Raw genomic sequence first — 22,743 nt, forward strand, 5'->3', positions numbered from 1 at the left:
GGGATACGATGACAGCTAGGTTGCTTTGGAGACCGACGAGACTCGTTACGGCTATTCTTGTCACTTTAATAATGTTCTTTCCATTATATTGGCTGCTGATCACATCGTTTAAAACTCCGGCCGAGCTGAGCTCGGCGGTGCCGACATTCTGGCCGAAGAAATTTGCCTGGACGAATTATCGCGATATTTTCCATGCGGCGCCGTTCACCCGATATGCCCTGAACACGCTGATTCAAACCGTCGGATTGGTGGTTTTGCAGCTGAATCTGGGGCTGCTGGCGGCATATGCTTTCTCCAAGGGGCAGTTCTGGGGAAGGGACAAATGGTTTATTCTCGTTCTGGCCGCGTTAATGGTCCCTGAACAAGTTACCTTTGTTCCCGTCTATGTTATGATGTCTCAACTTGGATGGCTGAACACCTTCCTGGCACTAATCATCCCTCATGGGGTATCGGCGTACAGCATCTTTCTGATGCGTCAGGCGTTCAAATCGATCAATAATGATGTGATAGAAGCGGCGAAGGTGGATGGGGCGGGGCGGTTCCGGATCATCTATCTGATTCTGGTCCCGATGGCTCTGCCGACAGTGATCACGATTATTATTTTGAAGGTTATCGGGAGCTGGAATTCCTACTTCTGGCCGCTCATCATGACCAATTCCGATAACATGCGCGTACTGACGGTAGGCATTGCAATGCTTAAGGATTCTTTCCCCGGGCAGGAAATGATGAGCTTTCACCTGGTGATGGCGGCAAGTGTAGTTGCCATTGCTCCTATCGTTATGCTGTTTGTATTCGCTCAGAAACATATCGTTAGCGCCATGGCTAATTCTACGTTCAAGTAGTTTATCGGTGTCGGAAGATCATCCCAAAGCTGGAGGTAAGGAATGAAAGCAGTTAATAAATTCAGTGCCGTCGTGCTCGGGGTTTCGCTGTTGGCATTGTCCGGATGCGGATCCCCGGGACCAACTTTTAGACGGAATAAACGCCCGAGGGCTATCCCGAACCAGGCGGGATATCTTCGGGCGTAAAGCATACAAGGGCGGTATTAAGGACCTGCAACCACTACGCGGACTCCATCCAGTGAACGCAAGAATTCAGGGTCAGCCTGATCATCCGTCACCAATGTATCGATTTGCCGCAGCTCTGCGAAGGTAGCGATCGATCGGCGATTCAGCTTGGTATGATCAAGCAGTGCAACGACCTGGCCAACGTTGGCAACAATATGTCTCTTCAAATCCGCTTCGTAGACGCTGAAATCGGTCAGTCCTTCATTCAAGGTGAACCCTTGGGCGGAAGTGAAGAAAACATCCGCATGAATTTGCCCGAGAAGCCCTTTGCCAAGCAATCCTTCCAATGAGCTGGAGCCGGGACGGAGTACACCGCCAACGACGATAACATTGATTCGCGGATTTTTGGTTAATTCCTGGGCAGTTGCCAAGCCGTTAGTGACAACGGTTAAATATTCGTGATTAAACAAATGCTTGGCCAGCTCCAGAGAGGTAGAGCTGGCATCCAGAATAATACACTGCCCATTCTGTACCAGCTCGGCTGCCGCCCGGCCGATCTTCATCTTCTCCGGCTGATTGATTTGGCTGCGCGAATGAAATGTATTTTCATACGTTGGCGGCTGGGGAAGCACAGCCCCTCCGTGGGTCCGTTCAAGCAGGCCGTCTTCCTCCAATATTTTCAAGTCATTGCGCAGCGTACCTTCCGATACATTGAGGATTTGTGATATTTCCTTAACCAAAATCTGTTTGTTCTCGTTCAATATTTGCATGATTTGATTTCTTCTTTGGGGTGCCAGCATCTTAGCACAGCTCCTAGGTTTCATTTTAAATAAATTATAGCAAAGCCATTTTCTCCATACAATAAAAAGTTTGTTGAAACAACAATAAAGAACAATGAACGGAATACAGATTGCCAATATATATGTAAATTATCAAATGAATATAACGGTAAAACGTTGATATACAAAATAAAACGAAAGCAAAAGACAAGAAAACGTTGACAAAAACTGAAAGTGGTGTGAGAATGAAGTTACCCCCGATTGAAACAGCTTGAGGGGATTGAATTCATCATTTCATAATTATCTTTTCAGCAGGAGGCCGCCGGAAAGCGGTGTTGAATATCTGGCTGAAGTTTGGAAGGAAGGGCATTGGATGGACAAGACAATCAAATTGATAGTCAGCGATTTGGATGGAACACTGCTGTCGGAGGAACATCGCGTGACCGAATCGGTATTGCGTGCAGTGAATTCGTTTACGGCAGCCGGCGGCTTGTTTACGATAGCAACGGGAAGGACCGCTATATCTGCGCGTCAGACGATCGAGCAGTTGAATCTCACTCTCCCCATGATTTTATGCAACGGCTCCGTGATTGCCGACCGGCATAAGGTGTGGCAGCAAGCGACCTTGGCGGTCAAGGAACTGATTCCTTTTCTGCTGGAAGCCGATCGTCAAGGTCTGTCTGTCATTTTATTTCAGGAGACGGGCATGGGCACCGTTCGCAGGACGGAGGACGTAGCCCGTTTCGAAGAGAGAGAGAATGTCCATTGCCGGCAAGCGGATCTGGAGTCCTCTGCATGGGTAGAAAGCATGGTGCAGAAGATATTGGTCATTGGCAGCATGGGGAAAATAAGAAGCTTGTGGGAGAATCAGCCGTCCGAATTACAGGAAGCTTATTCTACGGTTCAATCGGAGGATGATTTTTTTGAAGTGCTTCCGGCCAATCAGAGTAAAGGAAGAGCCTTGCAGACGTTGTTGGGCCTTCTCGGCATTGATCGCTCCGAAGTGATGGCGATCGGCAATCAGATGAACGATCTGGACATGCTGGAGTATGCCGGGATCGGAGTGGCAGTGGCGAACAGCCATCCGGAGCTGAAGTCGAGAGCGGACTATGTGTGCTCCGGCAGCTGCGGCGATGGGGTCGTGGAAGCTATCGAAACCTTCTGTACTAAAAGAATGAGAAGCGGCAAGGAGTGAAGAGAATGACAATACGCGGAGTGGCCCATAGGGGAGATCCGGTGCGCTTTCCCGAAAATACTTTGTCCGCCTTCGAAGCGGCGGTGAACCATTCTTATTCTCATCTGGAGCTTGATGTGCAGCTGAGCAGGGACGGAGTTCCGGTCATCTGTCACGATCTGTCTGTCGACCGCACAACGGACGGCTCGGGCCGAATCAAGGATTTAACCTTGGCAGAGCTGAAGAAGCTGCGAATCGGCCAGGAGGAGCTTCCAACGCTGGAAGAAGCGCTAACCCTGTTGAAAGACCGGATTATCGTCAATATCGAGTTGAAGCAGCTAGGCCGATATTATCCCGGTTTGGAGGAGGCTTCGCTTGAAGTGGTTCGGAAGCTGGGAATGGAGGAGCAGGTTTTCTTCACATCCTTCGATCATTACTCTGTCCTAAGAATGCGGGAGCTGCATTCCGAAGTGGGGCTAGGCTGGATTAACCACGGGGCTTCACCGGCTTTCTTCCCTCTGATGAAGGAACGGAATCTTCGTTATTTGGCTGTAGGCTACCGCTATCTAACACCGGAATTTATCCGGGAGTGTGAACAGAACGAGATTCAATTGATCGCCTGGACAGTAGATGACGAGGAGCACATGCGGATGATCAGCCGTTATCCGTCTCTGCTCGTATGTACCAATGAATTGAGCAGGTGGGCGGAGGTCAGCGGCCATCCCGTTCCATAAGCTTACCGGTTCCTTCAAATCGATAGACTCGTCCATCGGTTCCAGCATGCCGGCGGTTAAAAATATAGCTGTGTTCCTGCCATAGAGTCAGGAGACGGCTTTATTGTCGTACACCTCCTAACTGGAGATTAAGGGCCGTCAACCGGACGGAGAATTTCCCGAGGCATTGCTTTGACTGTTATTTTGTACGAAATCTGCGGTCCAATCGATCATCCCATCCATCAAGGTCAGCACAAGATTAACGACATCCTGCTCCTTCAGACTTCCTCCGCTTTGATTGGATACATATTGGCTTGTTTTCGTCTCCAGATGGGTTATCATATCTTTGATTTGCATTAGCTCGTTGGCCAAATTGGATACCTGTCCGGAGCCGGAGGAGCTTCCCTTGGGAGCGGCTGATTGTTGTTGTCCACCGGAAGCCCCGCCGCCCCGTTGACTGCTTGATTGGGGATTGGATTGGCCTTTATCGCCTTGCTGGGAAAGGCCTTCACGGATCAGCTTCTTGAGTTGATCAATTTCATTAAGAACTGTTTGATTTTGCTCGGATAGCTCTTCCACCCGATCCCTGAGTTCTTGTACTTTCATGGCTAAAATAACCTCCATGTGTAATTTCCAGCTTCTTTCATTATTCCCGCAGAATAGAAAAACATGCTTGCCGGGGATAAAGCCGTCGGTCTGGAAGACTGCCGTATATAACGAACTGAAAATGCCGACATGGAGGTATAGATCCGAATTCCATGGCAAGGGGGTAATCGCCGCAAAAACGGGCGGATGACTATTTGTCATTTGCCGATTAGTCCAGACCACGGCTGGGGGAGGGTCATATAATGTCATTAGTTGGCGAAGAAAGGAGGACTCAACTATGGGTGGATTTGTTGGAGGAGCAGGTTTTAGCTGTGGAGTCGGAGGATTGTTTACCAGCACAGGAGTCATCTTAGTTCTTTTCATCCTTTTGGTTATTGTCAGCCGCGCTTGGATCTAAGTCTTCTGACTTCGACAATGGTACGCTTACGTAACAGGCAGGCGCTTATTAGGCGCCTGCCCTTTTACATGCCTGTCAACGGACAGGCTGGATATGGGCGTCCTCCAGCGGAAGGAACTTAGAGGACGGCTAATAACTGCGAAGGAGTAAGTCCGGACGGGATCTTCCATCCAGTTGTTTACGGCTGGGCTACTGCTGCTCTGACAGGTATCCAGTCGATCGCTTGGAAGGTTCCCGTTTCAGCGGATTGCTTGGCTTTCAAGCACATTAGGGCGCTCAGCAGTCCGTCATCCAGGGTGCTGACCGATTCTGCCTGCCCGCGCATCACATCGATAAAGTTGCGGGCGAGCACCGTGTCACCGCCAAAATGACCTTCGGCCGGGTTAATCTCATAAGTTTTAACCGTATCTTCATGATGCATCATCACTTTTACTTGTTTGGTATAGAAATCAAATTCTACGGTTCCCTTGAAGCCCATAAAGCGTGCCCCGCGCGCCCCCGCCTCATTACGCACGAAGAAATTCTGGGAGTAGGAGAGATGCATGCCGGATTTGAAGCGAATGAGTGCGCTTCCGGAATCCTCATTTCCGGTATCCTCGGCGAAACAGCAATACTTCCAGGTATCCGGCAGATCGGAGCGGAATGCGGTGCTTTCCGGACAGGTGCGGTTTTCTTCGCAATCGGCACACTGCAGCCCGGCCGGCTTCGAGCCCTTAAAGATTTGTTTCGAGGTCATGGCAGCAATGCTTTCCGGCTGGTTTTGCAGCAGATAGGTGATATAGTCGAAATCATGCGTTGCTTTCTGCAGAAATAATCCGCCTGTCTCCGCCTCATCCCGGTACCAGTTATGATAATAGACACCGCCGTAAGGCACATTGTTGATCGCCTGAGCATGTTCGATCGTGCCTAATTGGCCGGAATCGATGATTTCCTTCACTTTCTGTACAATCGTCGTTACTCTCAACGGGAAGGAGACGACGACTTGCGAACGGGAGGCGCGATAGCCTTCCTGCAGCCTGTGCAAATCCTCGAGGGTTGTGGCAACCGGCTTCTCGAGAAACAGAGGGAGCCCCGTTGGCAGCACCTTCAAGGCTAATTCCGTATGCAGGGAACAGCGGGTTCCGATCAGGACGCCGTCCAGCTTCTCGCTATCCAGCATCTGTTCCGCAGAATCATAGAAGGTTACATCCTGTAACTTCTGATGCTCCTGTCTGACCTTATCCTTGCGAATGTCCGTAATGGCAGCTATTCGGCAGGAAGGGTCCTGCCGGATGATTTCATCAATCACATGCGAGATTCTTGCTCCGTAACCAATGACGCCAAGCTTCATACTTATGTCCCTCCGATAATTAATGCGATATAAGATAATGGCTTCATTATAAGACGAACCTTCCGAGTTTTCTTTGTTCTGAAAGCCCGTTTATTTGTACTTTTGCGCCATGTCGGACATTTCTTCCCGATGACCCTGCCGTCGTCGTATAATTCGTATGGGCGGTTTCCTTAAATCTCCAGTTCATGTATGATGGAAAGGTACAGTAATACTAAACAGCTATGTGGAGCGTGCATCACCATGAAGCAATACCCGAGAACGGTCCTGCATCAGTCCGTCGTCATTGACCGGATCGTTTCCTTATATTATTTCGAGTTCGCCAAGGATTTCGTTTTTCCCGGTGAAGAACATGATTTCTGGGAGTTTCTTTACATTGATAAAGGGGAAGTAGCTGTAAGGGCCGATGAAACACTGCATCTTCTAAAGCAGGGCTCGATTATTTTTCATAAGCCTAATGAATTCCACAGCATCTATGCGAACCGGGTGGTCGCGCCGAATTTGATCGTTATGAGCTTTGAATGCCATTCGGATATGATGAAGATGTTCGAGAACAAAATTATCCGGCTTGGGGACGAGGAGCGAAATTTGCTGGCTGAGATCGTTCGGGAAGGAATGAATGCGTTTCATTTCCCGTTCCGGATTCCTCTTCAACGAAGAGCCGATGCTCCCGTCGGTTCCGAACAGCTGATCAAGCTCTATCTGGAAACGTTCCTGCTGCGTCTCCTTCGCAAGGAACAATCCAGGCGGACCACAGGGGAGTCCGTACCGGTCCCCTTATCTTCCACGGCTAAAGAGAACAAGGAAGCCCAGATGGTGAGAGACATCATCTCCTACCTGGAAGGAAGATTGGGCTCCAAGCTGTCCCTGGCCGAGATGAGTGAAACCCTGCATATGTCCAAAACGAAGCTGAAAGAGCTGTTCAAGCGAAGAACAGGTTACTCGTTGATGGAATACTTCGGGCAGTTAAGAATAGATCGTGCCAAATCGTATATTCGCGAGGAATCGGCCAATTTTACGGAAATTGCAGACCGGCTCGGCTTCAGCAGCGTTCATTATTTTTCCAAAGCCTTCAAGAAAACGACCGGCATGAGTCCGACGGAATATGCAAAATCCGTCAAGGCCAGGGTCCCCGTAGGGAAAATATAAACTCCATAAAAGTGAGATTCACCGTTTTGACCATGACGCTATTCATTCTAATGTCTTCCAGGGAGGGAATACGATGGTACTCGTAAATGAACAAGATTACATAGCCAGAACCGATGCGGCCTCCGATACTTTATGGGAGCCGTTATGGCGGATCGCCACACCTCTGCTGCCTGTGGAGAAGCGGATTTTGCAATCATCCGCCTTGAGAAGACTGCATTACGTTCATCACGGCGGAGCTTCACGAATCAATACGCATCATACGTTCAGTCGTTTGCAGCATACTTTGGGCGTGTTCTCTTTAATTGCCCATTACTGTCCGGATAACGGGACGCTGAGGGCGGCTTCCCTGCTGCATGATATCGGTCACGGCCCGTTCAGCCATTCGCTGGAAGGAATCGAAGGGATAGATCATCACCAGTGGACCCGGGATATGTTGTTTGGAGAGGAATTATCCGGCATTTTGCAGGAGCACGGAATCCATCCGGAGGAGATCTGGGCTTATGTCCATGGAGAAGTCCCGAGTTTGCTAAGAAATTCTACGGGAGTTCTGCACCTGGACCACCTGGATTCCTGGGCGCGCAGCGCGCAGGCGGGAGGCTATCTGCCCGTTGAGCCGAATGAGCTGCTGGACCGGTTGTTCCCTGCTCCCGATGGAGTGCAGGCGGATAGGGAGGCAGCCGAGCTGATGGTGGACCTCATAGTGGAAGAGGCCAAATTCCATACCTCACCTGCGAACATTGCCGCAAATTCGGAGCTTCGGCAGATCGTCTTCCAATGGATTAGGGAGGCCCGTCCGGATAAACGGCAGCTTATCGGAATGACCGACTCCATGCTGGAGCAGGAGCTGCTCAGGCATCCCGGTACGAGTGGCCGGTTAAGAAGACTGCTGCTGGAATCCTGGCGGCTTAGGGTTACCCGGGACCGGGATCAGGCCCCGGCTGATGCCTTGGAGGTAGAGGTGAACAAATTATATTTGTCCGTCCCCATGGTCCAAGGCCGGAAAATAACCGAGATCTCGGAGCGGGCGCGCGGCAGGATAGAAGATGTACAGCATCGAAAGGGCAAGTACTACGTCTATTGGCAGGACTAGGCGCTAACCCCGGCGGCTGTTCCGCGAAGTTCTTCCGACCGTAACGTCAAGTGTCGGGGACCGGCGGCTGCCGGTACTTGCTGGGCGGCTGGCCATAATATTTGGAGAAGGCCTTGGAGAATGAAAATAGATCCGGATAACCGGTGGACAAGGCAATCTCCGTTACAGGCATGGAGGTGTCCTGCAGCAGCTTGGCCGCCTTCTCCATCTTCAGCTTCTGCAAGTAGCGCAGCGGTGAAATGCCCATCTGTTCGGTAAAAACCGAGGAGAAGTACGATCGGTTGACTCCGGCATAATCCGCTGCATCCTGAATCGAAATGCCTTCGGAGAAATGAAGCTTCAGGAAGTCGACGCTCTGCTGCAGCCACGCGGAACGTTTAGCGGGAGGAATCTCCGAATGGCGGACAGTCATCTGACTGAACAATTGGTAGATGAGCGACAGAATGGCCGCAGCGGACCCGGCTCCTTGCTGCTTGCGCAGAACGTCCATCAATCCTTCTAACGTAGAAAGAACATGAGAGCCGACCGTTTGCTCCCGGTAGGGCCGTTCCGGAGAGAGCCCTGCCGCTTCCAGCAGGTGCGGAACCTGCCCGCCGTCCATCGCTATCCAGCACATGCGGAGCGGCGATGATGAAGGAACCACCTGATAGGAGTAGGCGATTTGCGGATATAGGCAGAACAGATCCCCTTGCTTTAAAATCAGGGACAGCTTCCCCCGTTCCACCTTCACCTGACCCCCCAGCACAAAATGTATACTGTAGCACTCGATAAAGCGGGAGCCGACTTGGTAATTGGGCTTGGCCTGGTTCCTTCCGGCCCTGACCAGCCACAGGCCGCCCATTCTTTCCACCTCGGACGGCTTGTAATAATGATACTCCGCATACTCGTGAGAGTATTCCTGCATGTCCCTCATCGATTATCCCCCTCTAAAATCCTCTATTTATAAAATAGGAGAAACCTAACAAAATGACAAGCAGGGCCTTTAATCCTCATTCAGCTTACATTCATGTCTTACAGCTCTTTCCTTAGCCTACTCTCCTTACTCCACTCAATCACGAAATAATAAAGCTTCAATTAGACTCTAGCCATTTCGTTTGCGGGAAAGTCCGCATTTGTGACCGCTCCTCCTCAGCTTACCTGTTGTTTTGACGCCTTTTGACCATTATCCCCTTGGATCAGGAGGCGTATGAAGGCGGGAAATAGCGACGGGTAGAGGAAGGTTGGATGCACCATGGAGATCAAGGAGGGGCTCAGGCCCAGGATTCCATGATTCTGATTAGACGGGATAGCAGTCCAAAGCGAGAAGAGAAAAGTAATATACCTGGGAGAAGATGGATGGAATTCAGAGAAAGGACCGGCTAATGGTGCCGTGATTCTGATTAGAAGGGATAGCCGTCCAAGCCGAGGAGCGCGAGATTCCGAGAGCTGGGGTAGCCGGAAGGCTTCCAGCTTAAAAAAACCAATCCTATCTTAATTTAGCCATGAGACAACGGAAGGAGTTTGTGGTAAGATCATCCAACCGCCAGTGGTATCTCTTTGTAAATGTGGACAAAGGAGTGAAAACGAATGGCTACTTTGCTGGTTGTAGATGACGAGCCCATCATTCGTGCCGGATTGGTGAAGCTTATCAAGCAGTATGATCCTGACTGCGAGGTGCTGGCAATGCCGAACGGCGCTGCTGCGTTAGAGCAAATCAACAAGCGGATCCCGGATTTGGTGTTAACCGATATCCGTATGCCGAAGATGGACGGTCTGGAGCTGTGCAGGCAGATCGACGAGAACCGGTTTCAGGTCAAAATGGTAGTAATATCGGGATACAGTGATTTCTTCTACGCTCAGAAATGCCTCACTTACGGCGTAAAAGAGTATTTGTTGAAACCGATTACAGAAAAAGAGCTATACCCGGTGCTGGATAGGCTGCTGAAGGAAGAAGGAGCCTATTCCCTGTCTCTTATCCACTATGAGGAATGGCTGGAGACCGTCGAGCAGGCCATATGGGCGGTAGATATCGACAAAGTTTACGCTTTGGTGGAGCAGTGGGTGGAGAGCGGTTATGCTCATCTGAAGACGGCTCAGCTTCAGCAAATTGTGGAAGACGGGCTCGCGCTGCTCGTGAAGAAGCTGAACTCGCGCAGCGTGTACCGTTTTGAAATGGGGCCTGCGGGCAGAACAGCCGCTTCGCGATCGGAAGTGATCGATTATTTGAAGCAGGAGCTGCATCGTCTGTGTAATGAACTGCATCATTGGCGGGGAGGCATGGAGAAGAATCTGTTCGAGGAGGCGAAGGCCTACATAGACCAGCATATTACGGAAGAAATAAGCTTGGAGGACGTCGCGGAGAAGGTCGGTCTCGCCCCGACTTATTTTAGCTTTTATTTCAAAAAAATGACCAACGAAACTTTCGTGCAGTACCGGATGAAGAAACGGATCGAAATGGCGAAAAAGCTGCTGGAGCTCCCGCATTACAAAATTGTCGATGTGGGCATGGAAATCGGCTATCAGAATTATCCCCATTTCACCAAAATATTCAAAAAAATTACCGGACTGTCTCCTACGGAGTACAGGCAGATGCTGGGCATTCGATAATGTGGAGAAGAAGCCTGGCGGTCAAAGTTTTTATGTCGTTCGTTATAGTCATCATCGTCTCCTTCTCCATTGTGAGCATATCCATGTATGTAACCTCGTCCCGGGAGCTCGATCTGCTGCACGAAGAGATGCTGACGCAAATCGTTGACAACGCCCTGCATCACACCGATCTTTATATTAAAAGCTACGAGAGGGCAACGCTGTCGCTGCTTACCTCCAGTCAAGTAAAACAGTTTCTGGATGCCGAGCAGAATCAATATTTTACGTATTATTCCTTATCGGCTCAAATCAAGGATGAGCTGTTCAAGCCGATATTTATCAACAACCCGGAAATCAGCATGATTTATTTAATCAGCTATAACGGCATGACCTTTCATGACTTCAATATTGATCATCCTCCCTTTAGCGAGTCCGTGTTGAAGGATAGTCTGGAGGATTTGCGGGAGCAGACGAAGGATGACGGTTCTCTGTCGTTGATAGATTGGAGCTTTCTTGATGGCCAGCTTTCGCTGGCTCGCAAAATATCCGGACGCCAGACGTCAAAGCTTTTCAAAGGAATCGTGGGCATCGAGTTGAGAATTGAAGAATTAACCACGCTCTGGAAAGGGATTAGGCTGGGGGATCGCGGATATTTTTTTATTGTCAACGATCGGGGGGAAATTGTTTACGATCCGAATAAAGAGAAGATCGGCAAGCAATTGGAGGGCCGTCTATTCGAGCAGGTCCGGGATCATGAGGGAGCCTTCTTTATCGATGAAGAGGCAGGCGAAGAAGGCCTTCAGCGAATCTATTTCAGCAGGAGGTCGGATTATTCCGGGTGGACGCTTGTATCTTCCATGCCGTTGGAAGCGGTCAGGAAGCCGGTACAGACCATCCGGCAGACGACACTCGCGGCCAGTGCAATCAGCATTGTCGTGGCCCTGCTTCTTGCTTACCGATTCGGCCGGTCGATCATCTCTCCGATCCGAATGATCGAACAAGGGATGCGCCGGACGGAGAAGGGAGATTGGACGAAGGTGCCTCTGCGCGGCAAGAAGGACGAGATGGATCGCCTGATTCACAGCTACAACATCATGGTTTCGCGACTGTCGGAGCTGGTCGAGAGGGTGTACGAAAGCGAGCTGAAGAACCAGGATAATTTATTCAAACGGCAGTTAGCCGAATTTCAGGCGCTACAGCTGCAGATCAATCCGCATTTTCTGTATAACACGCTGGAAACGGTTATCTGCTATGCTGTCGTTCAGGAGTCCGAAGAGATCAAGGATATAGTCCGGGCCATGTCGCTAATGCTCCGTTATTCCGTACAGACCGATTTGGAGGAAATTACGGTAGCGAATGAACTGAAGCATGTTCTTCATTATATGACCATCATGAATTACCGGTTTGAACAGCCATTCGAGCTTCAGGTCGATATCCCTCCCGAATATTTGCTTAAGAAGATGGTCCGGCTTACGCTGCAGCCTTTGGTGGAGAACGCCTTTAAGCATGCGTTTCCGGATGGGATTAAGGATTACCACTACATCCGCATTCTCGCCGAGGCGGAGGGACAGCGGCTGAAAATTACCGTTGCCGATAATGGCCAGGGAATGCCGGAGGAAGAGCTGCTTAAGCTCCGGATGAAGCTGTCCGTTAATGAGGCGCAGAGGTCTAAAGAGAGGCAGCTGAGAGAACAGTTATCCGCGGAAGAGCAGGTCGAAGTGGGTCAAGCTGGAGAGCATGGCGGAATCGGTTTGATTAATGTGCATAACCGTATTCAAATGGTGTTCGGGGCGCAGTATGGGCTTAGTGTGGAGAGCGCGCCGGGCCAAGGGACGGCCGTTACGCTGACGATGCCGGATACCGATGCCGTCGGATTCGCCGGGATGGCCGGGCGTCACCTTAAGATAGAAGATAGGAGCGTAAATCAATATAATGAGCTTTTTTCCGATTCATTTATGATGAATCTATGATTTGACAAATCTATGAAATCACTAGAAACCAACAGACGAGGGGGAATGAGGTTCCGTTGAAACGATTTTTGAATAGAGGAGGAGGATGGTTCTGGAACTGACCAGACGCAAACAAACCTACCGTGCAGCTCAAGCCTCCCCGCTGGTGTTGCTCGTCAAGAATGTAAGGAAATGCTGGCAGCTCTATTTATTGATGCTGGCGCCGTTTATCTATTTGGTTATTTTTAAATACTGGCCGATGTACGGAGCACTGATTTCCTTTCAGGATTTCGTCCCGACCAAGGGCTTCTGGGGAAGCGATTGGGTAGGACTGAAGCATTTCGTGCGATTCTTCGACTCCTACGAGTTCTGGAGAATTATGAAAAATACGCTGATTCTAAGCTTGTACAGCCTTATTGCAGGGTTTCCGTTTCCCATTCTGTTGGCCTTGTGCCTGAATTACGTAAATCAGCGGTTTTTCAAAAAATCAGTGCAGATGATTACCTACGCCCCCCATTTCATATCGGTGGTCGTCATGGTCGGGATTATTTTGCAGCTTCTCGATCCGCGCATCGGGGTAGTCAATATGATTTTGCAGTTTTTCGGCTTTCAACCGATCAATTTTATGGGCAGCCCGGATTTGTTTAAATCCATTTACGTATGGTCGGGAATATGGCAGAATGTCGGTTTTTCCTGCATCATCTATTTGGCGGCGCTTTCATCGATTGATCCGTCGCTTCACGAGGCCGCTGTCGTTGACGGAGCGAGCAAGCTCCAAAGAATGTGGCATATCGATTTGCCGGGAATCGTACCCGTTGCCGTCATTTTGCTTATTCTGAACACCGGCAACATTCTGGATACCGGCTTCGAGAAGGTGCTCCTCATGCAAAATCCGCTGAACCTGAGCACATCGGAAGTCATTGACACTTACGTTTACAAAGTGGGGCTGGCTTCCACGGCGATCAACTATTCGTATTCCTCTGCCATCGGACTGTTCAAATCGGTTATCAATCTGATCCTGCTGGTGCTCGTCAACAGAATCGCCAGGAAGGTCGGAGAGACAAGCCTATGGTAAGATCCAGCTTAATGAACGAGAGGCGTGAAGAAAGATGAATTCGAATCGAGTAGTGGAAAGCAGAGGAGACCGATTATTTAATCTCATTAACTATACCATCCTGTTTCTGTTTACGATCACGATCCTTTATCCGCTTGTCTATATTGTTAGCGCTTCCTTCAGCTCTCCGCTTGCTGTCGTATCGGGCAAGGTATGGCTGTGGCCGGTGGACTTTTCTTTGGCCGGGTATGAGGCTGTTTTTAAACATAAGCTGATTTGGACCGGATTTGCCAATTCGTTGTTCTATACCGTCGTAGGAACGGTGGTCAATGTCGTTCTTACCTTGATGGCGGCTTATCCGCTGTCGCGTAAGGATTTCTATATCCGGCATGTAATCATGGCGCTGTTTGTGTTCACGATCATGTTCTCGGGCGGTCTGATCCCCTCTTACCTGTTGGTCAAGGATCTGGGCATGATCGATACGCGTTGGGCCCTGATCTTCCCGGGCGCGCTGAGCGTAATGAACGTCATTATCACAAGAACGTTCTTCCAGACGACCATTCCCGATGAGCTGCTGGATGCGGGACAATTGGACGGGTGCAGCGATTTCAAGTTTTTGCTCCATGTCGTGCTTCCGCTTTCCGGACCGATTATCGCCGTTCTGACCTTGTTCTATGCGGTCGGCCATTGGAATTCCTTCTTCAGCGCTCTTCTGTATCTGAAGAGGCAGGAGCTGTATCCGCTGCAGCTTGTCCTTCGGGACATTCTTATACAGAACGAGGTGGACGCGGAGATGATGTCGGACGTGGCCGATGCCGCCGCCAGGGAAAGCTTGCGGGAATTGCTGAAATATTCTTTGATCGTTGTATCCACCATACCTGTTCTTGTTATTTATCCTTTTATTCAAAGACATTTTGTCAAAGGAATCATGATCGGTTCCCTGAAGGGATAACCGCCATAGATCACAAAGGCTGTAGGGAGGGGTTAATATGTTAAAAAAATATGTGTCCGCCGGTATGTGTCTGATGCTCGGTTCAACACTGGTTATGAGTGCTTGCGGCAGTAAAGAGGAGCCCGGGGCGGATCCTGCTTCAGCGGCGACCGTCAATCCGACGGGTGTATTTCCTATTACCAATGAAAAAACAACGATCAAGGTGCTCATGAAAGGGAGCAATGCGGTAGAGAACTTCGCCACTAACGAATTTACGAAGTGGCTGGAGGAAAAGACGAACATTCACATCGAATGGGAGGTGGCGCCGAACAAAACGGCCGATGAGAAGCTGAATATTACGCTGGCCAGCGGAGATTATCCCGAGGTCATTATGGGTTTTGCGGTCAAACCGGTCCAGCAGGCGCTGTACGGGAAGGACGGGGTTTTCCTGCCGCTCAACGATCTGATTGAGAAATACGGGGAATATACGAAGCAGATGTTCGAAGCGGCTCCTACGGCGCGGGACGTGATTACCGCACCGGATGGCAACATCTATGCCCTGCCCATGGTAAACGACTGCTACCACTGCTCCATGGGGACGAAGATGTGGATTAACAAAGCTTGGCTCGATAAGCTGAATCTGCCGGTGCCCCAGACCACGGAGGAGTTCCGCGAAGTACTCCGGGCATTTAAGGACAAGGATCCGAACGGAAACGGCAAAGCCGATGAAATTCCTCTGGTCGGGGCGACTAACGGACCGCAGAGCAAGATCGATTTGTTCCTGATGCGTTCGTTCATCGAATTCGACGGCTCCGGCATGTTCCTGAAGGATGGCAAGATCGATGTGGCCTATAACAAGCCCGAATGGAAGGAAGGCCTGAAGTATCTGCATTCGTTGTTCGAGGAAGGGCTTCTGTCGCCGCAAAGCTTTACCCAGGACCGGAACCAATTGAAGCAAATGGGGGAGAATCCGGAGGCTCCAATTCTGGGAGCGGTTGCCTCTCAGAACCCTACTGTTTTCGTGTCGATGGATTCCGACCGGGCGAAGGATTATGTGACGATTCCGCCGCTGGAAGGCCCTGGAGGCATCCGCTCGGCGAACTACAATCCATATAGCGCGACGGGTAACGGATATTTCGTGATTACGAATAAGGCGAAGAACCCGGAGGCTGCGTTCCGGCTGGCGGACTTCCTGTACAGTGAAGAAGGAACGATGCGGTCGAATATTGGAAGACCTGGCCAGGAGTGGGTAGAAGCGGCGGAAGGTGAGTTGGGCATTGACGGGAAGCCGGGGAAATGGAAGCAGCTTTCGACGTTTGGCGGGGTGCAGAACGTACATTGGTCGCAATCCAGCCCTTCGCTTCGCACGAATGAATTCCGGTTGAGCCAGGTGGCCGATCCGGAGAACCCGCTGGAGGTCATTCTGTATAACGAAACGAAGAACAACTATGAGCCTTATAGAATGGATCCGGGGCTGGTCGTTCCTCCCCTGTTCTTTACTAACGAGCAGGCTGAGGAATTGGCCGACATTCAGAAGACGATTACCGATTACAAGGATGAAATGCTGGCGAAGGCGGTGATAGGAGAGATCGACATCGACAAGGAATGGGATAATTATGTGAAGACTTTGGAAAAGATGAAGCTTCCGAGGTATCTGGAAATCTTCCAGGAAGCCTATGAGGTATCTTCCTTCAAAAAGTAGGCTCGGGGAGCATAAGAAAACCCAATTTTATCTGTAAAAAAGCCATCGGTTCTCCCTTCCCATGTGATACGCTTGGAACAGTGCACACATTAGTATCCGGGAAGGCGAGGATCGGATTGGGAATGCAAATAGAATGGGGATGACCCGCAGCGATCCGAACAACTTCTAACCAAGAAGGAAGGGAAAGGCTATGGCTATGAGAGATAGAGAAGATTTAATGGATAATGCGGAACAGGAAGCCAGGGAAAGTCGGCATAGCCGGGGCGGAGAAGCTGCCCCGGCCGATGCCGGTCATGATGAGAGAATAGCTTGGTGGCGGGAGGCTAGGCTCGGGCTGTTTATCCATTGGGGGCTTTATTCGCTCCCTGCCGGAATTTGGCGGGGAGAGGAAGTCAAGGCGGCCTATGCCGAGCATCTGCAGCTAAAGGCGGAAATCCCCGTTAAGGAATATGAAACGATCGCGGGCGAATTTAACCCGGTCCGATTCGATGCCGAGGAATGGGTGCTGGCCGCCAAGGATGCCGGCCTTAAGTATTTGGTTGTGACGGCCAAGCATCACGACGGGTTCGCCATGTATGATTCCAAGGTGAGCGACTACAACATCGTCAAGGCTACTCCGTTCGGGCGGGACCCGATGGCGGAGCTGGCGGAGGCATGTGCCAAGCATGGGGTGAAGCTCTGTTTTTACTATTCTCATGCGATGGATTGGCATCATCCGGATTCGCAAGGGAACACATTAGATTTTCCCGGGAATATCGGGGCCTATCACCCTGTGGAGTCTTGGATAGACGATGAGGACAAGGCATCGCGCTATGAGCGGTATCTGCAGCAGAAGGCGTTCCCGCAAATCCGGGAACTGCTGACACAATACGGTCCGGTCGGGATCCTATGGTTCGATTGCGGCCAGAAGCTGACCAGAGAACAGGGCGAAAGATTCGTGGAGGCGGTCCGCAAGGAACAGCCGGCCTGTCTGGTTAACCGGAGGGTGTGGAAGGACCCTCTCGGCGATTACGGCAATACGATGGATAATCAGCCCCATGTCCGGGTGTCCAGGCCGGATTGGGAATCTATCGTAACGCTGAACGATTCATGGGGATACAAGAAGCTGGACAATAACTGGAAGTCGCCGCTGGATATTTTGCACAATATGATAGACGTCGTCAGCATGAACGGTAATTTTCTGATCAACGTCGGGCCTACCGGCGAAGGGGATTTCGATCCGATGTCCCGGAAGCTTCTCAAGGCCATTGGGGATTGGCTGCGCGTTAACGGAGAGAGTGTTTACGGCTCGGTTCAGAGCCCTATCGGCAAGCCGCCGTGGGGACGATGCACGATGAAGGGAAGCACGCTGTATCTGCATGTCTTCCATTGGCCGGATAACGGTGAGCTGCTTGTTCCGGGGATTCGCAATAGGATCAGACAGGCTTCCTTGCTGGCCGACCCGCATCGCAAGCCACTGGAGGTCATCCGGATGAACGGAGAAGATTGGCTCATCCGCGTTCCGGCGGAAGCCCCCGACCCGCTTGTAACGGTCCTGTCGGTCGAATTGGACGGGACGGTGGACGCCAATCCGGTCAAACGGCTGTATGCTTCCGGCTATGACAACGTATTTCCTGTGTTCGACGGAGAAATTCACGGAGAGACGTTAAGGTACGATACCGGTAAGAAGGATCGCGACATTGTGACCGATTGGTACGATCCCGGAGATTGGATCCGATGGACCTATCGATGCGCTGAGCCGGGGGTCTACAAAGTACGGGTCACGTATGGGGCTGCGCCGGGCGAGTCGGGAGGCTCCTTCATCGTGGAAACCTGCAGGATCGGTGAGAATAGGGAGGCTGGCACAGTTGGTTCTGCCGGTACGGGAGGCAAGAGGGGAGCGGGAGCCCCATCTCCAACTTCTTCTGCGGGCACGGTCGGTTCCTCAGGTGCGGAAGGAATGATAGGCTCGCTATCTGCTACTCCTTCTGCAGGCACTGCCGGAGAAACGGAAACGGTTCTGACCTTGGAGGCAGAGGTACAGGAGACCGGGGGACCTTACGAATACCGAACGTTCGAGGTCGGAGAATTCCGCCTGGAGCAGGAGGGAGTTTATTCGCTAGCGGTCCGGGCCGGCAGGTTGGAAGGCGGAACGCTGATGAACCTCAGGCAGGTAGCTTTAGTGGCCGATAATGAGTAGCGAATGACGGCCTCGGATGAGAAGGATCGAAGAGTGAACCTTGACGGGTTCACTCTTTGCCGCATAGATAAGCAGGGCAAGTGTGTCAGGCCGCCTGTCGAGTTAGGCGAGTAGGTCAGCGCCTGCCGAGCGGAGCAAATCTGGCCCCCTGCCGAGCAGTGCAGGTACGGTCTGGCCATCTGCCGCCTGATGTGCTACCACGAAGGACCGTCAATAATGCAGGTCTTTGAGGCCAAGTTAGCTGAAATCAGCCAAAGACAAGCAAATGTGCAGGTGATTTTCGCGTTTTCGCGGATTTTCGGATTTTTAGGCCGATTCAACTGAAGAATTGCACGTCTTTTTCGATATTTAGCAAATATTTGCAAAAAGACCTGCACTTTGGTATGTCTTTGTGCAACTACACGGCAGGGATGGTAGCCAGGACGGTCAATCGGCCGATTTCTCGACCATTAGTTAGGCCGTCTAAGCCGCTAAGCTGATGTTGCCGCCAAATTCGACAATGACCGATATAGAACTATATGCTTTTAAGGAGGACAATCGGAATGTATAACAAATTGCTTCCCGCCCCTGTGAACGGAGGCTTCAGAATGGAAGGCTATTGGGTATGGTGCGGTTCTGTCATCCGGGGGGAAGACGGCAAATATCACCTGTTTGCGTCAAGGTGGCCGAAGTCGCTTCCTATGCACCCCGGCTGGATTGTCGCTTCAGAGATCGTTCGGGCCGTATCGGATATTCCGGAAGGGCCTTATCAATTTCAAGAGGTCGTACTGCCGGCACGCGGTGCCGAGTACTGGGATGGAAGAAGCACTCACAACCCCCATATTACGAAGCATGGGGATACTTATCTGTTGTACTACATGGGTTCAACCCATCCGTTGGCCGACCCCGAACCGGGGGGCCCTCTGGGCTTGGACGATCCGCGCTGCATTGTCGGCCGTGCCAACAAACGAATCGGGTTGGCGACGTCCAGAAGCGTCTTCGGGCCATGGGAAAGAAAGGATACGCCCATTCTGTCCACCCGCCCGGGCAAATTCGACAGCTTCCTGACGTCCAATCCGGCTCCTTGCGTCCATGAGGACGGCTCGGTTTTGCTTATTTATAAAGCGAGGAGATACGAAGGTAATACCCATGGCAAAATGACGCTGGGAAGCGCCCGCGCCGCCCATTACAACGGACCGTACAAGGTCGTTAGCGAGCATCCGGTTTTCCCTCCGGAGAAATTCCATCTGGAAGACCCCTTCATTTGGAAAACTCCGGCCGGTTACGAGATGATAGCCAAAGATATGGAGGGTCATGTGTGCGGAGAGAAGTACGGGGGGATCCACGCCTATTCCCCGGACGGTCTCGACTGGAGGCTGGCGGAAGAGCCGCAGGCTTATTCGCGCCGAATATTGTGGGATGACGGTCAGACGAGGCTGATGGGCAATCTGGAAAGGCCGTTCCTGCTATTCCAGGATGGAAAGCCGACCCATCTGTTCGCGGCAACGTCCAATGGAACCAGAGGGTTCTACGACGCCACCGAGACGTGGAATATGGTGATTCCGATCGCAAGCGAATAAGCAGCCGTATCGTCGGTCGGCGGCAACAAAGCTTCAAATAGGTGAAATCTTTATCTCTGACATAATACAGGTCAGTCCTTTAGCGGAGTATATCAAAATATATCGGGCGAGGAGAAATGTGCCGATGACTTGGAATGGCAAAGGAAGAGTAAAGGTGGAGACAGATTGGGCGGAATTCTTGTCCCGCCATGACATGACCTGGAGTGTCCGACCGCTGTCGTGGAACGAGGGAGCTTTTATCGGCAACGGGCTGCTGGGAGCGATGGTCTATGGGGAGGAGCACAGAAGCAAGCGGAATGTGCTCCGTTTCGTGCTTGGACGTACGGATGTTACGGTTCAAAGGGCCGATGGCGGCGGCTTTCCTCCACGGGTTCCGATCGGGGAGCTTGATCTGGAGCTGGAAGGAATGATTTATCAGCCGGCGGATATCCGGCTGGATCTGTGGAATGCCGAGCTGCGGGCCCATCTTCCGACAACGAAGGGCGAAGTCCGGCTGCGGGCGTTTATCCATAGCGAGGAAGACATTCTGCTGATTGAGCTGCATACCTCTTCGGGAGAAAGAAACGCGAGGTTTCAGTGGTATGCGTACCCGGATGTCGATCCGGTACTCAAAAATGCGGACGGGATCAATTTCAACCAGTATCTTCCCAAGACGGATGTGCAGCTTGGCGAGCGGGAAGGAGTACAATGGGGAAAGCAAACCTATCCGTCCGGAGAAGGCTGTCTGACCGCCTGGAAAGAGAAGCGGCCGGCTTCCGATCATCGCGTCTTGTACTTGACCGTCGCCGGAGGAGCGGGAGAAAGCGACATTCAGCAAGCGGTCGGCAGCATTCAATCCGCCAGTAACCGATCGGTAGAAGCTTATGCCGTGACTCATCGCAGCTGGTGGCATCATTATTATCCGCTGAGCTTCGTTTCGATTCCGGATACTAGATTGGAAGGGTTCTACTGGATTCAAATGTACAAGCTCGCATCGGCGACCAGAGCCCACCGTCTCATTATCGATAATCAGGGGCCTTGGCTGACGACTACGCCTTGGCCCGGGGTTTGGTTCAATATGAATGTGCAGATGAGCTATTCGCCGGTTTATACATCCAATCGGCTCGATATCGGCCAATCTCTCCTGAACGCGCTCGACCGCAGCCGGGAACAATTGATCCGCAACGTTCCCGAGCCCTACCGGCACGATTCGGCCGGCTTGGGCCGGAGCTGCAGCTACGATCTGGCCAGCAACGTAGAGGACGAAGTCGGCAACCTGACTTGGCTTCTTCACAGCGTCTGGAGGCATTACCGGGTGACAATGGACGACGAAATGCTGCGAACCCTGCTCTATCCGCTCTTACGGAGAAGCGTCAACTATTACTTGCATATCCTGGAAGAAGGGGAGGATGGCCATTGCCATATGCCTCCGACCATATCCCCGGAATACGGCTCGTTCAAGCGGCTGACGGTCAGGAATTGTCATTATGACCTGGCTTTGCTGCGCTGGGGCTGTACAACGCTGCTTGCGATCTGCGATCGCTTATCCATTGAGGATGAGCTGTCCGATCGCTGGGAGGAAGTACTGGACAGGCTAGCTCCTTATCCTTATGACGAACAGCAGGGATTTCTGATCGGTCAGAACACTCCTATGGAATTCGGCCATAGACATTTCAGCCATCTGTTGGCAGCTTTCCCGCTTCATCTCATCGGGGAGACGGAGGAGGATAAAGACAAGATCCGGCGGACACTGCGCCACTGGATCGGCCGGGAGGGAGATCTGCGCGGATTCAGCTTTACGGGGGCGGCCTCCGTTGCCGCCATATTGGGCAGCGGAAGCGAAGCGCTGCGTTACCTGCATACGCTGATGCATCTCATCAAGCCGAATACGATGTACCGGGAGGCCGGTCCGGTAATCGAATCGCCGCTCGCCGGGGCGGAGGCCATTCATGACCTGCTCCTGCAAAGCTGGGGAGGAGTGATCCGCGTATTTCCCGCAGTGCCGGATGAATGGGATGCGGCCGTGTTTCATCATTTGAGGGCCGAGGGGGCCTTCCTGGTCAGCGCCGAGCGGCGGGGAAGCCGGACGCAGTGGGTCCGGGTGGAGAGTCTAGCGGGCGAGCCCTGCAGAATCCGGACCGATTGGCCGGTCGACGGCATCGCCGTGGACAGCGGCCGTCCGCTTGTGATCAAGCCATGCGGAGACGGAATCATAGAGCTTGATCTTCGTAAAGGGGAGGAAGCGGTTCTTTATCCGAAGGGGGAGGCAGCCGACTTTACCGTTAGGCCGGTAGCTGCCGAGCCCGGCCTGTGCCAATATTTTGGCGGATACAAGCCATGGCGGCTTTACGGGCTTCCTCTTCAGGAATAATGTAGGCGAAGGCCTGAAATATCCCCGAATTGCTGAGGAATCCTATACGATTCTTGACAAAAGAGGAATGTGTTGGGTATACTCCAGGCATGGGATTGTATATTTTTTTATTATGAGGTGGAAAGGATAATGTTCTTTTTGTCGACTGTTCTCATTCGGGATTTGGCTTAATACGGGAGAAGTCTGCCCATTTTTAAGGTTACGCCAACCGA

General features: G+C 51.6%; 19 protein-coding genes. 15 read left to right on the plus strand and 4 right to left on the minus strand.

What is annotated here, in order from left to right; translation table 11 throughout:
* Positions 1–8: 8 nt before the first annotated feature.
* Both FS806_RS02115 and FS806_RS26030 read left to right on the plus strand, forming a co-directional pair.
* Positions 9–842, plus strand: coding sequence for a carbohydrate ABC transporter permease (locus tag FS806_RS02115; protein ID WP_144932696.1), 834 nt, complete (start codon positions 9–11; stop codon positions 840–842).
* A gap of 42 nt (positions 843–884) precedes the next feature.
* Complete coding sequence (locus FS806_RS26030) at positions 885–1,028, plus strand: hypothetical protein (RefSeq protein WP_222126574.1); 144 nt, start codon at positions 885–887, stop codon at positions 1,026–1,028.
* Between the two features lie 17 nt (positions 1,029–1,045).
* Here FS806_RS26030 and FS806_RS02120 read toward each other — a convergent pair whose 3' ends face one another.
* Positions 1,046–1,807, minus strand: coding sequence for a DeoR/GlpR family DNA-binding transcription regulator (locus tag FS806_RS02120; protein ID WP_144932698.1), 762 nt, complete (start codon positions 1,805–1,807; stop codon positions 1,046–1,048).
* 352 nt (positions 1,808–2,159) lie between these two features.
* Here FS806_RS02120 and FS806_RS02125 point away from each other — a divergent pair, with 352 nt between their 5' ends.
* Positions 2,160–2,981, plus strand: a complete 822-nt coding sequence (locus tag FS806_RS02125) for a Cof-type HAD-IIB family hydrolase (RefSeq protein WP_144932700.1) — start codon at positions 2,160–2,162, stop codon at positions 2,979–2,981.
* A 5-nt stretch (positions 2,982–2,986) separates the two neighbouring features.
* A complete protein-coding gene (locus FS806_RS02130; protein ID WP_144932702.1) occupies positions 2,987–3,694 on the plus strand; it encodes a glycerophosphodiester phosphodiesterase in 708 nt (235 codons plus the stop codon).
* 138 nt (positions 3,695–3,832) lie between these two features.
* Here FS806_RS02130 and FS806_RS02135 read toward each other — a convergent pair whose 3' ends face one another.
* Entirely contained in the window at positions 3,833–4,279 is a 447-nt protein-coding gene (locus FS806_RS02135; RefSeq protein ID WP_144932704.1) for a hypothetical protein, read from the minus strand.
* 277 nt (positions 4,280–4,556) lie between these two features.
* On the opposite strand from FS806_RS02135, the gene FS806_RS02140 reads away from it, so the two are divergent.
* A complete protein-coding gene (locus tag FS806_RS02140) occupies positions 4,557–4,676 on the plus strand; it encodes a sporulation protein YjcZ (protein WP_144932706.1) in 120 nt (39 codons plus the stop codon).
* 178 nt (positions 4,677–4,854) lie between these two features.
* Here FS806_RS02140 and FS806_RS02145 read toward each other — a convergent pair whose 3' ends face one another.
* A complete protein-coding gene (locus FS806_RS02145; protein ID WP_144932708.1) occupies positions 4,855–6,006 on the minus strand; it encodes a Gfo/Idh/MocA family protein in 1,152 nt (383 codons plus the stop codon).
* A gap of 240 nt (positions 6,007–6,246) precedes the next feature.
* On the opposite strand from FS806_RS02145, the gene FS806_RS02150 reads away from it, so the two are divergent.
* Together FS806_RS02150 and FS806_RS02155 are read left to right on the plus strand one after the other, a co-directional pair.
* Complete coding sequence (locus FS806_RS02150; RefSeq protein WP_144932710.1) at positions 6,247–7,152, plus strand: AraC family transcriptional regulator; 906 nt, start codon at positions 6,247–6,249, stop codon at positions 7,150–7,152.
* A gap of 73 nt (positions 7,153–7,225) precedes the next feature.
* A complete protein-coding gene (locus FS806_RS02155; RefSeq protein ID WP_144932712.1) occupies positions 7,226–8,242 on the plus strand; it encodes an HD domain-containing protein in 1,017 nt (338 codons plus the stop codon).
* A gap of 46 nt (positions 8,243–8,288) precedes the next feature.
* On the opposite strand, the gene FS806_RS02160 is transcribed toward FS806_RS02155, so the two are convergent.
* Positions 8,289–9,155, minus strand: a complete 867-nt coding sequence (locus FS806_RS02160; protein WP_144932714.1) for an AraC family transcriptional regulator — start codon at positions 9,153–9,155, stop codon at positions 8,289–8,291.
* Between the two features lie 653 nt (positions 9,156–9,808).
* Here FS806_RS02160 and FS806_RS02165 point away from each other — a divergent pair.
* From FS806_RS02165 to FS806_RS02200, 8 genes are all read left to right on the plus strand, one after another.
* Entirely contained in the window at positions 9,809–10,828 is a 1,020-nt protein-coding gene (locus tag FS806_RS02165) for a response regulator transcription factor (protein WP_144932716.1), read from the plus strand.
* A complete protein-coding gene (locus tag FS806_RS02170; RefSeq protein WP_144932718.1) occupies positions 10,828–12,777 on the plus strand; it encodes a cache domain-containing sensor histidine kinase in 1,950 nt (649 codons plus the stop codon). Before FS806_RS02165 ends, FS806_RS02170 begins: the two co-directional genes overlap by 1 nt.
* A gap of 85 nt (positions 12,778–12,862) precedes the next feature.
* Positions 12,863–13,831, plus strand: a complete 969-nt coding sequence (locus FS806_RS02175) for an ABC transporter permease (RefSeq protein ID WP_144932720.1) — start codon at positions 12,863–12,865, stop codon at positions 13,829–13,831.
* 34 nt (positions 13,832–13,865) lie between these two features.
* Positions 13,866–14,762, plus strand: coding sequence for a carbohydrate ABC transporter permease (locus FS806_RS02180; RefSeq protein WP_144932722.1), 897 nt, complete (start codon positions 13,866–13,868; stop codon positions 14,760–14,762).
* Between the two features lie 37 nt (positions 14,763–14,799).
* A complete protein-coding gene (locus FS806_RS02185; RefSeq protein ID WP_144932724.1) occupies positions 14,800–16,443 on the plus strand; it encodes an ABC transporter substrate-binding protein in 1,644 nt (547 codons plus the stop codon).
* Positions 16,444–16,633: 190 nt separating this feature from the next.
* Positions 16,634–18,622 carry an alpha-L-fucosidase gene (locus tag FS806_RS02190; protein ID WP_260981949.1) on the plus strand — a complete coding sequence of 663 codons (1,989 nt, stop codon included), beginning with the start codon at positions 16,634–16,636 and terminating at the stop codon, positions 18,620–18,622.
* 542 nt (positions 18,623–19,164) lie between these two features.
* Positions 19,165–20,181 carry a glycoside hydrolase family protein gene (locus tag FS806_RS02195; protein WP_144932726.1) on the plus strand — a complete coding sequence of 339 codons (1,017 nt, stop codon included), beginning with the start codon at positions 19,165–19,167 and terminating at the stop codon, positions 20,179–20,181.
* 124 nt (positions 20,182–20,305) lie between these two features.
* Entirely contained in the window at positions 20,306–22,531 is a 2,226-nt protein-coding gene (locus tag FS806_RS02200; RefSeq protein ID WP_144932728.1) for a glycosyl hydrolase family 95 catalytic domain-containing protein, read from the plus strand.
* The last annotated feature ends 212 nt before the right edge of the window (positions 22,532–22,743 follow it).

It is taken from the genome of Paenibacillus sp. 32O-W, assembly GCF_007679495.1.
GTDB lineage: Bacteria > Bacillota > Bacilli > Paenibacillales > NBRC-103111 > Paenibacillus_L > Paenibacillus_L residui.

Excerpts from the sequence above, each read along its gene's own strand:
- FS806_RS02115 (WP_144932696.1), top strand. The coding sequence starts at position 9 with ATGACAGCTAGGTTGCTTTGGAGACCGACGAGACTCGTTACGGCTATT.
- FS806_RS26030 (WP_222126574.1), top strand. The coding sequence starts at position 885 with ATGAAAGCAGTTAATAAATTCAGTGCCGTCGTGCTCGGGGTTTCGCTG.
- FS806_RS02120 (WP_144932698.1), bottom strand. The coding sequence starts at position 1,807 with ATGCTGGCACCCCAAAGAAGAAATCAAATCATGCAAATATTGAACGAG.
- FS806_RS02125 (WP_144932700.1), top strand. The coding sequence starts at position 2,160 with ATGGACAAGACAATCAAATTGATAGTCAGCGATTTGGATGGAACACTG.
- FS806_RS02130 (WP_144932702.1), top strand. The coding sequence starts at position 2,987 with ATGACAATACGCGGAGTGGCCCATAGGGGAGATCCGGTGCGCTTTCCC.
- FS806_RS02135 (WP_144932704.1), bottom strand. The coding sequence starts at position 4,279 with ATGAAAGTACAAGAACTCAGGGATCGGGTGGAAGAGCTATCCGAGCAA.
- FS806_RS02140 (WP_144932706.1), top strand. The coding sequence starts at position 4,557 with ATGGGTGGATTTGTTGGAGGAGCAGGTTTTAGCTGTGGAGTCGGAGGA.
- FS806_RS02145 (WP_144932708.1), bottom strand. The coding sequence starts at position 6,006 with ATGAAGCTTGGCGTCATTGGTTACGGAGCAAGAATCTCGCATGTGATT.
- FS806_RS02150 (WP_144932710.1), top strand. The coding sequence starts at position 6,247 with ATGAAGCAATACCCGAGAACGGTCCTGCATCAGTCCGTCGTCATTGAC.
- FS806_RS02155 (WP_144932712.1), top strand. The coding sequence starts at position 7,226 with ATGGTACTCGTAAATGAACAAGATTACATAGCCAGAACCGATGCGGCC.
- FS806_RS02160 (WP_144932714.1), bottom strand. The coding sequence starts at position 9,155 with ATGAGGGACATGCAGGAATACTCTCACGAGTATGCGGAGTATCATTAT.
- FS806_RS02165 (WP_144932716.1), top strand. The coding sequence starts at position 9,809 with ATGGCTACTTTGCTGGTTGTAGATGACGAGCCCATCATTCGTGCCGGA.
- FS806_RS02170 (WP_144932718.1), top strand. The coding sequence starts at position 10,828 with ATGTGGAGAAGAAGCCTGGCGGTCAAAGTTTTTATGTCGTTCGTTATA.
- FS806_RS02175 (WP_144932720.1), top strand. The coding sequence starts at position 12,863 with ATGGTTCTGGAACTGACCAGACGCAAACAAACCTACCGTGCAGCTCAA.
- FS806_RS02180 (WP_144932722.1), top strand. The coding sequence starts at position 13,866 with ATGAATTCGAATCGAGTAGTGGAAAGCAGAGGAGACCGATTATTTAAT.
- FS806_RS02185 (WP_144932724.1), top strand. The coding sequence starts at position 14,800 with ATGTTAAAAAAATATGTGTCCGCCGGTATGTGTCTGATGCTCGGTTCA.
- FS806_RS02190 (WP_260981949.1), top strand. The coding sequence starts at position 16,634 with ATGGCTATGAGAGATAGAGAAGATTTAATGGATAATGCGGAACAGGAA.
- FS806_RS02195 (WP_144932726.1), top strand. The coding sequence starts at position 19,165 with ATGTATAACAAATTGCTTCCCGCCCCTGTGAACGGAGGCTTCAGAATG.
- FS806_RS02200 (WP_144932728.1), top strand. The coding sequence starts at position 20,306 with ATGACTTGGAATGGCAAAGGAAGAGTAAAGGTGGAGACAGATTGGGCG.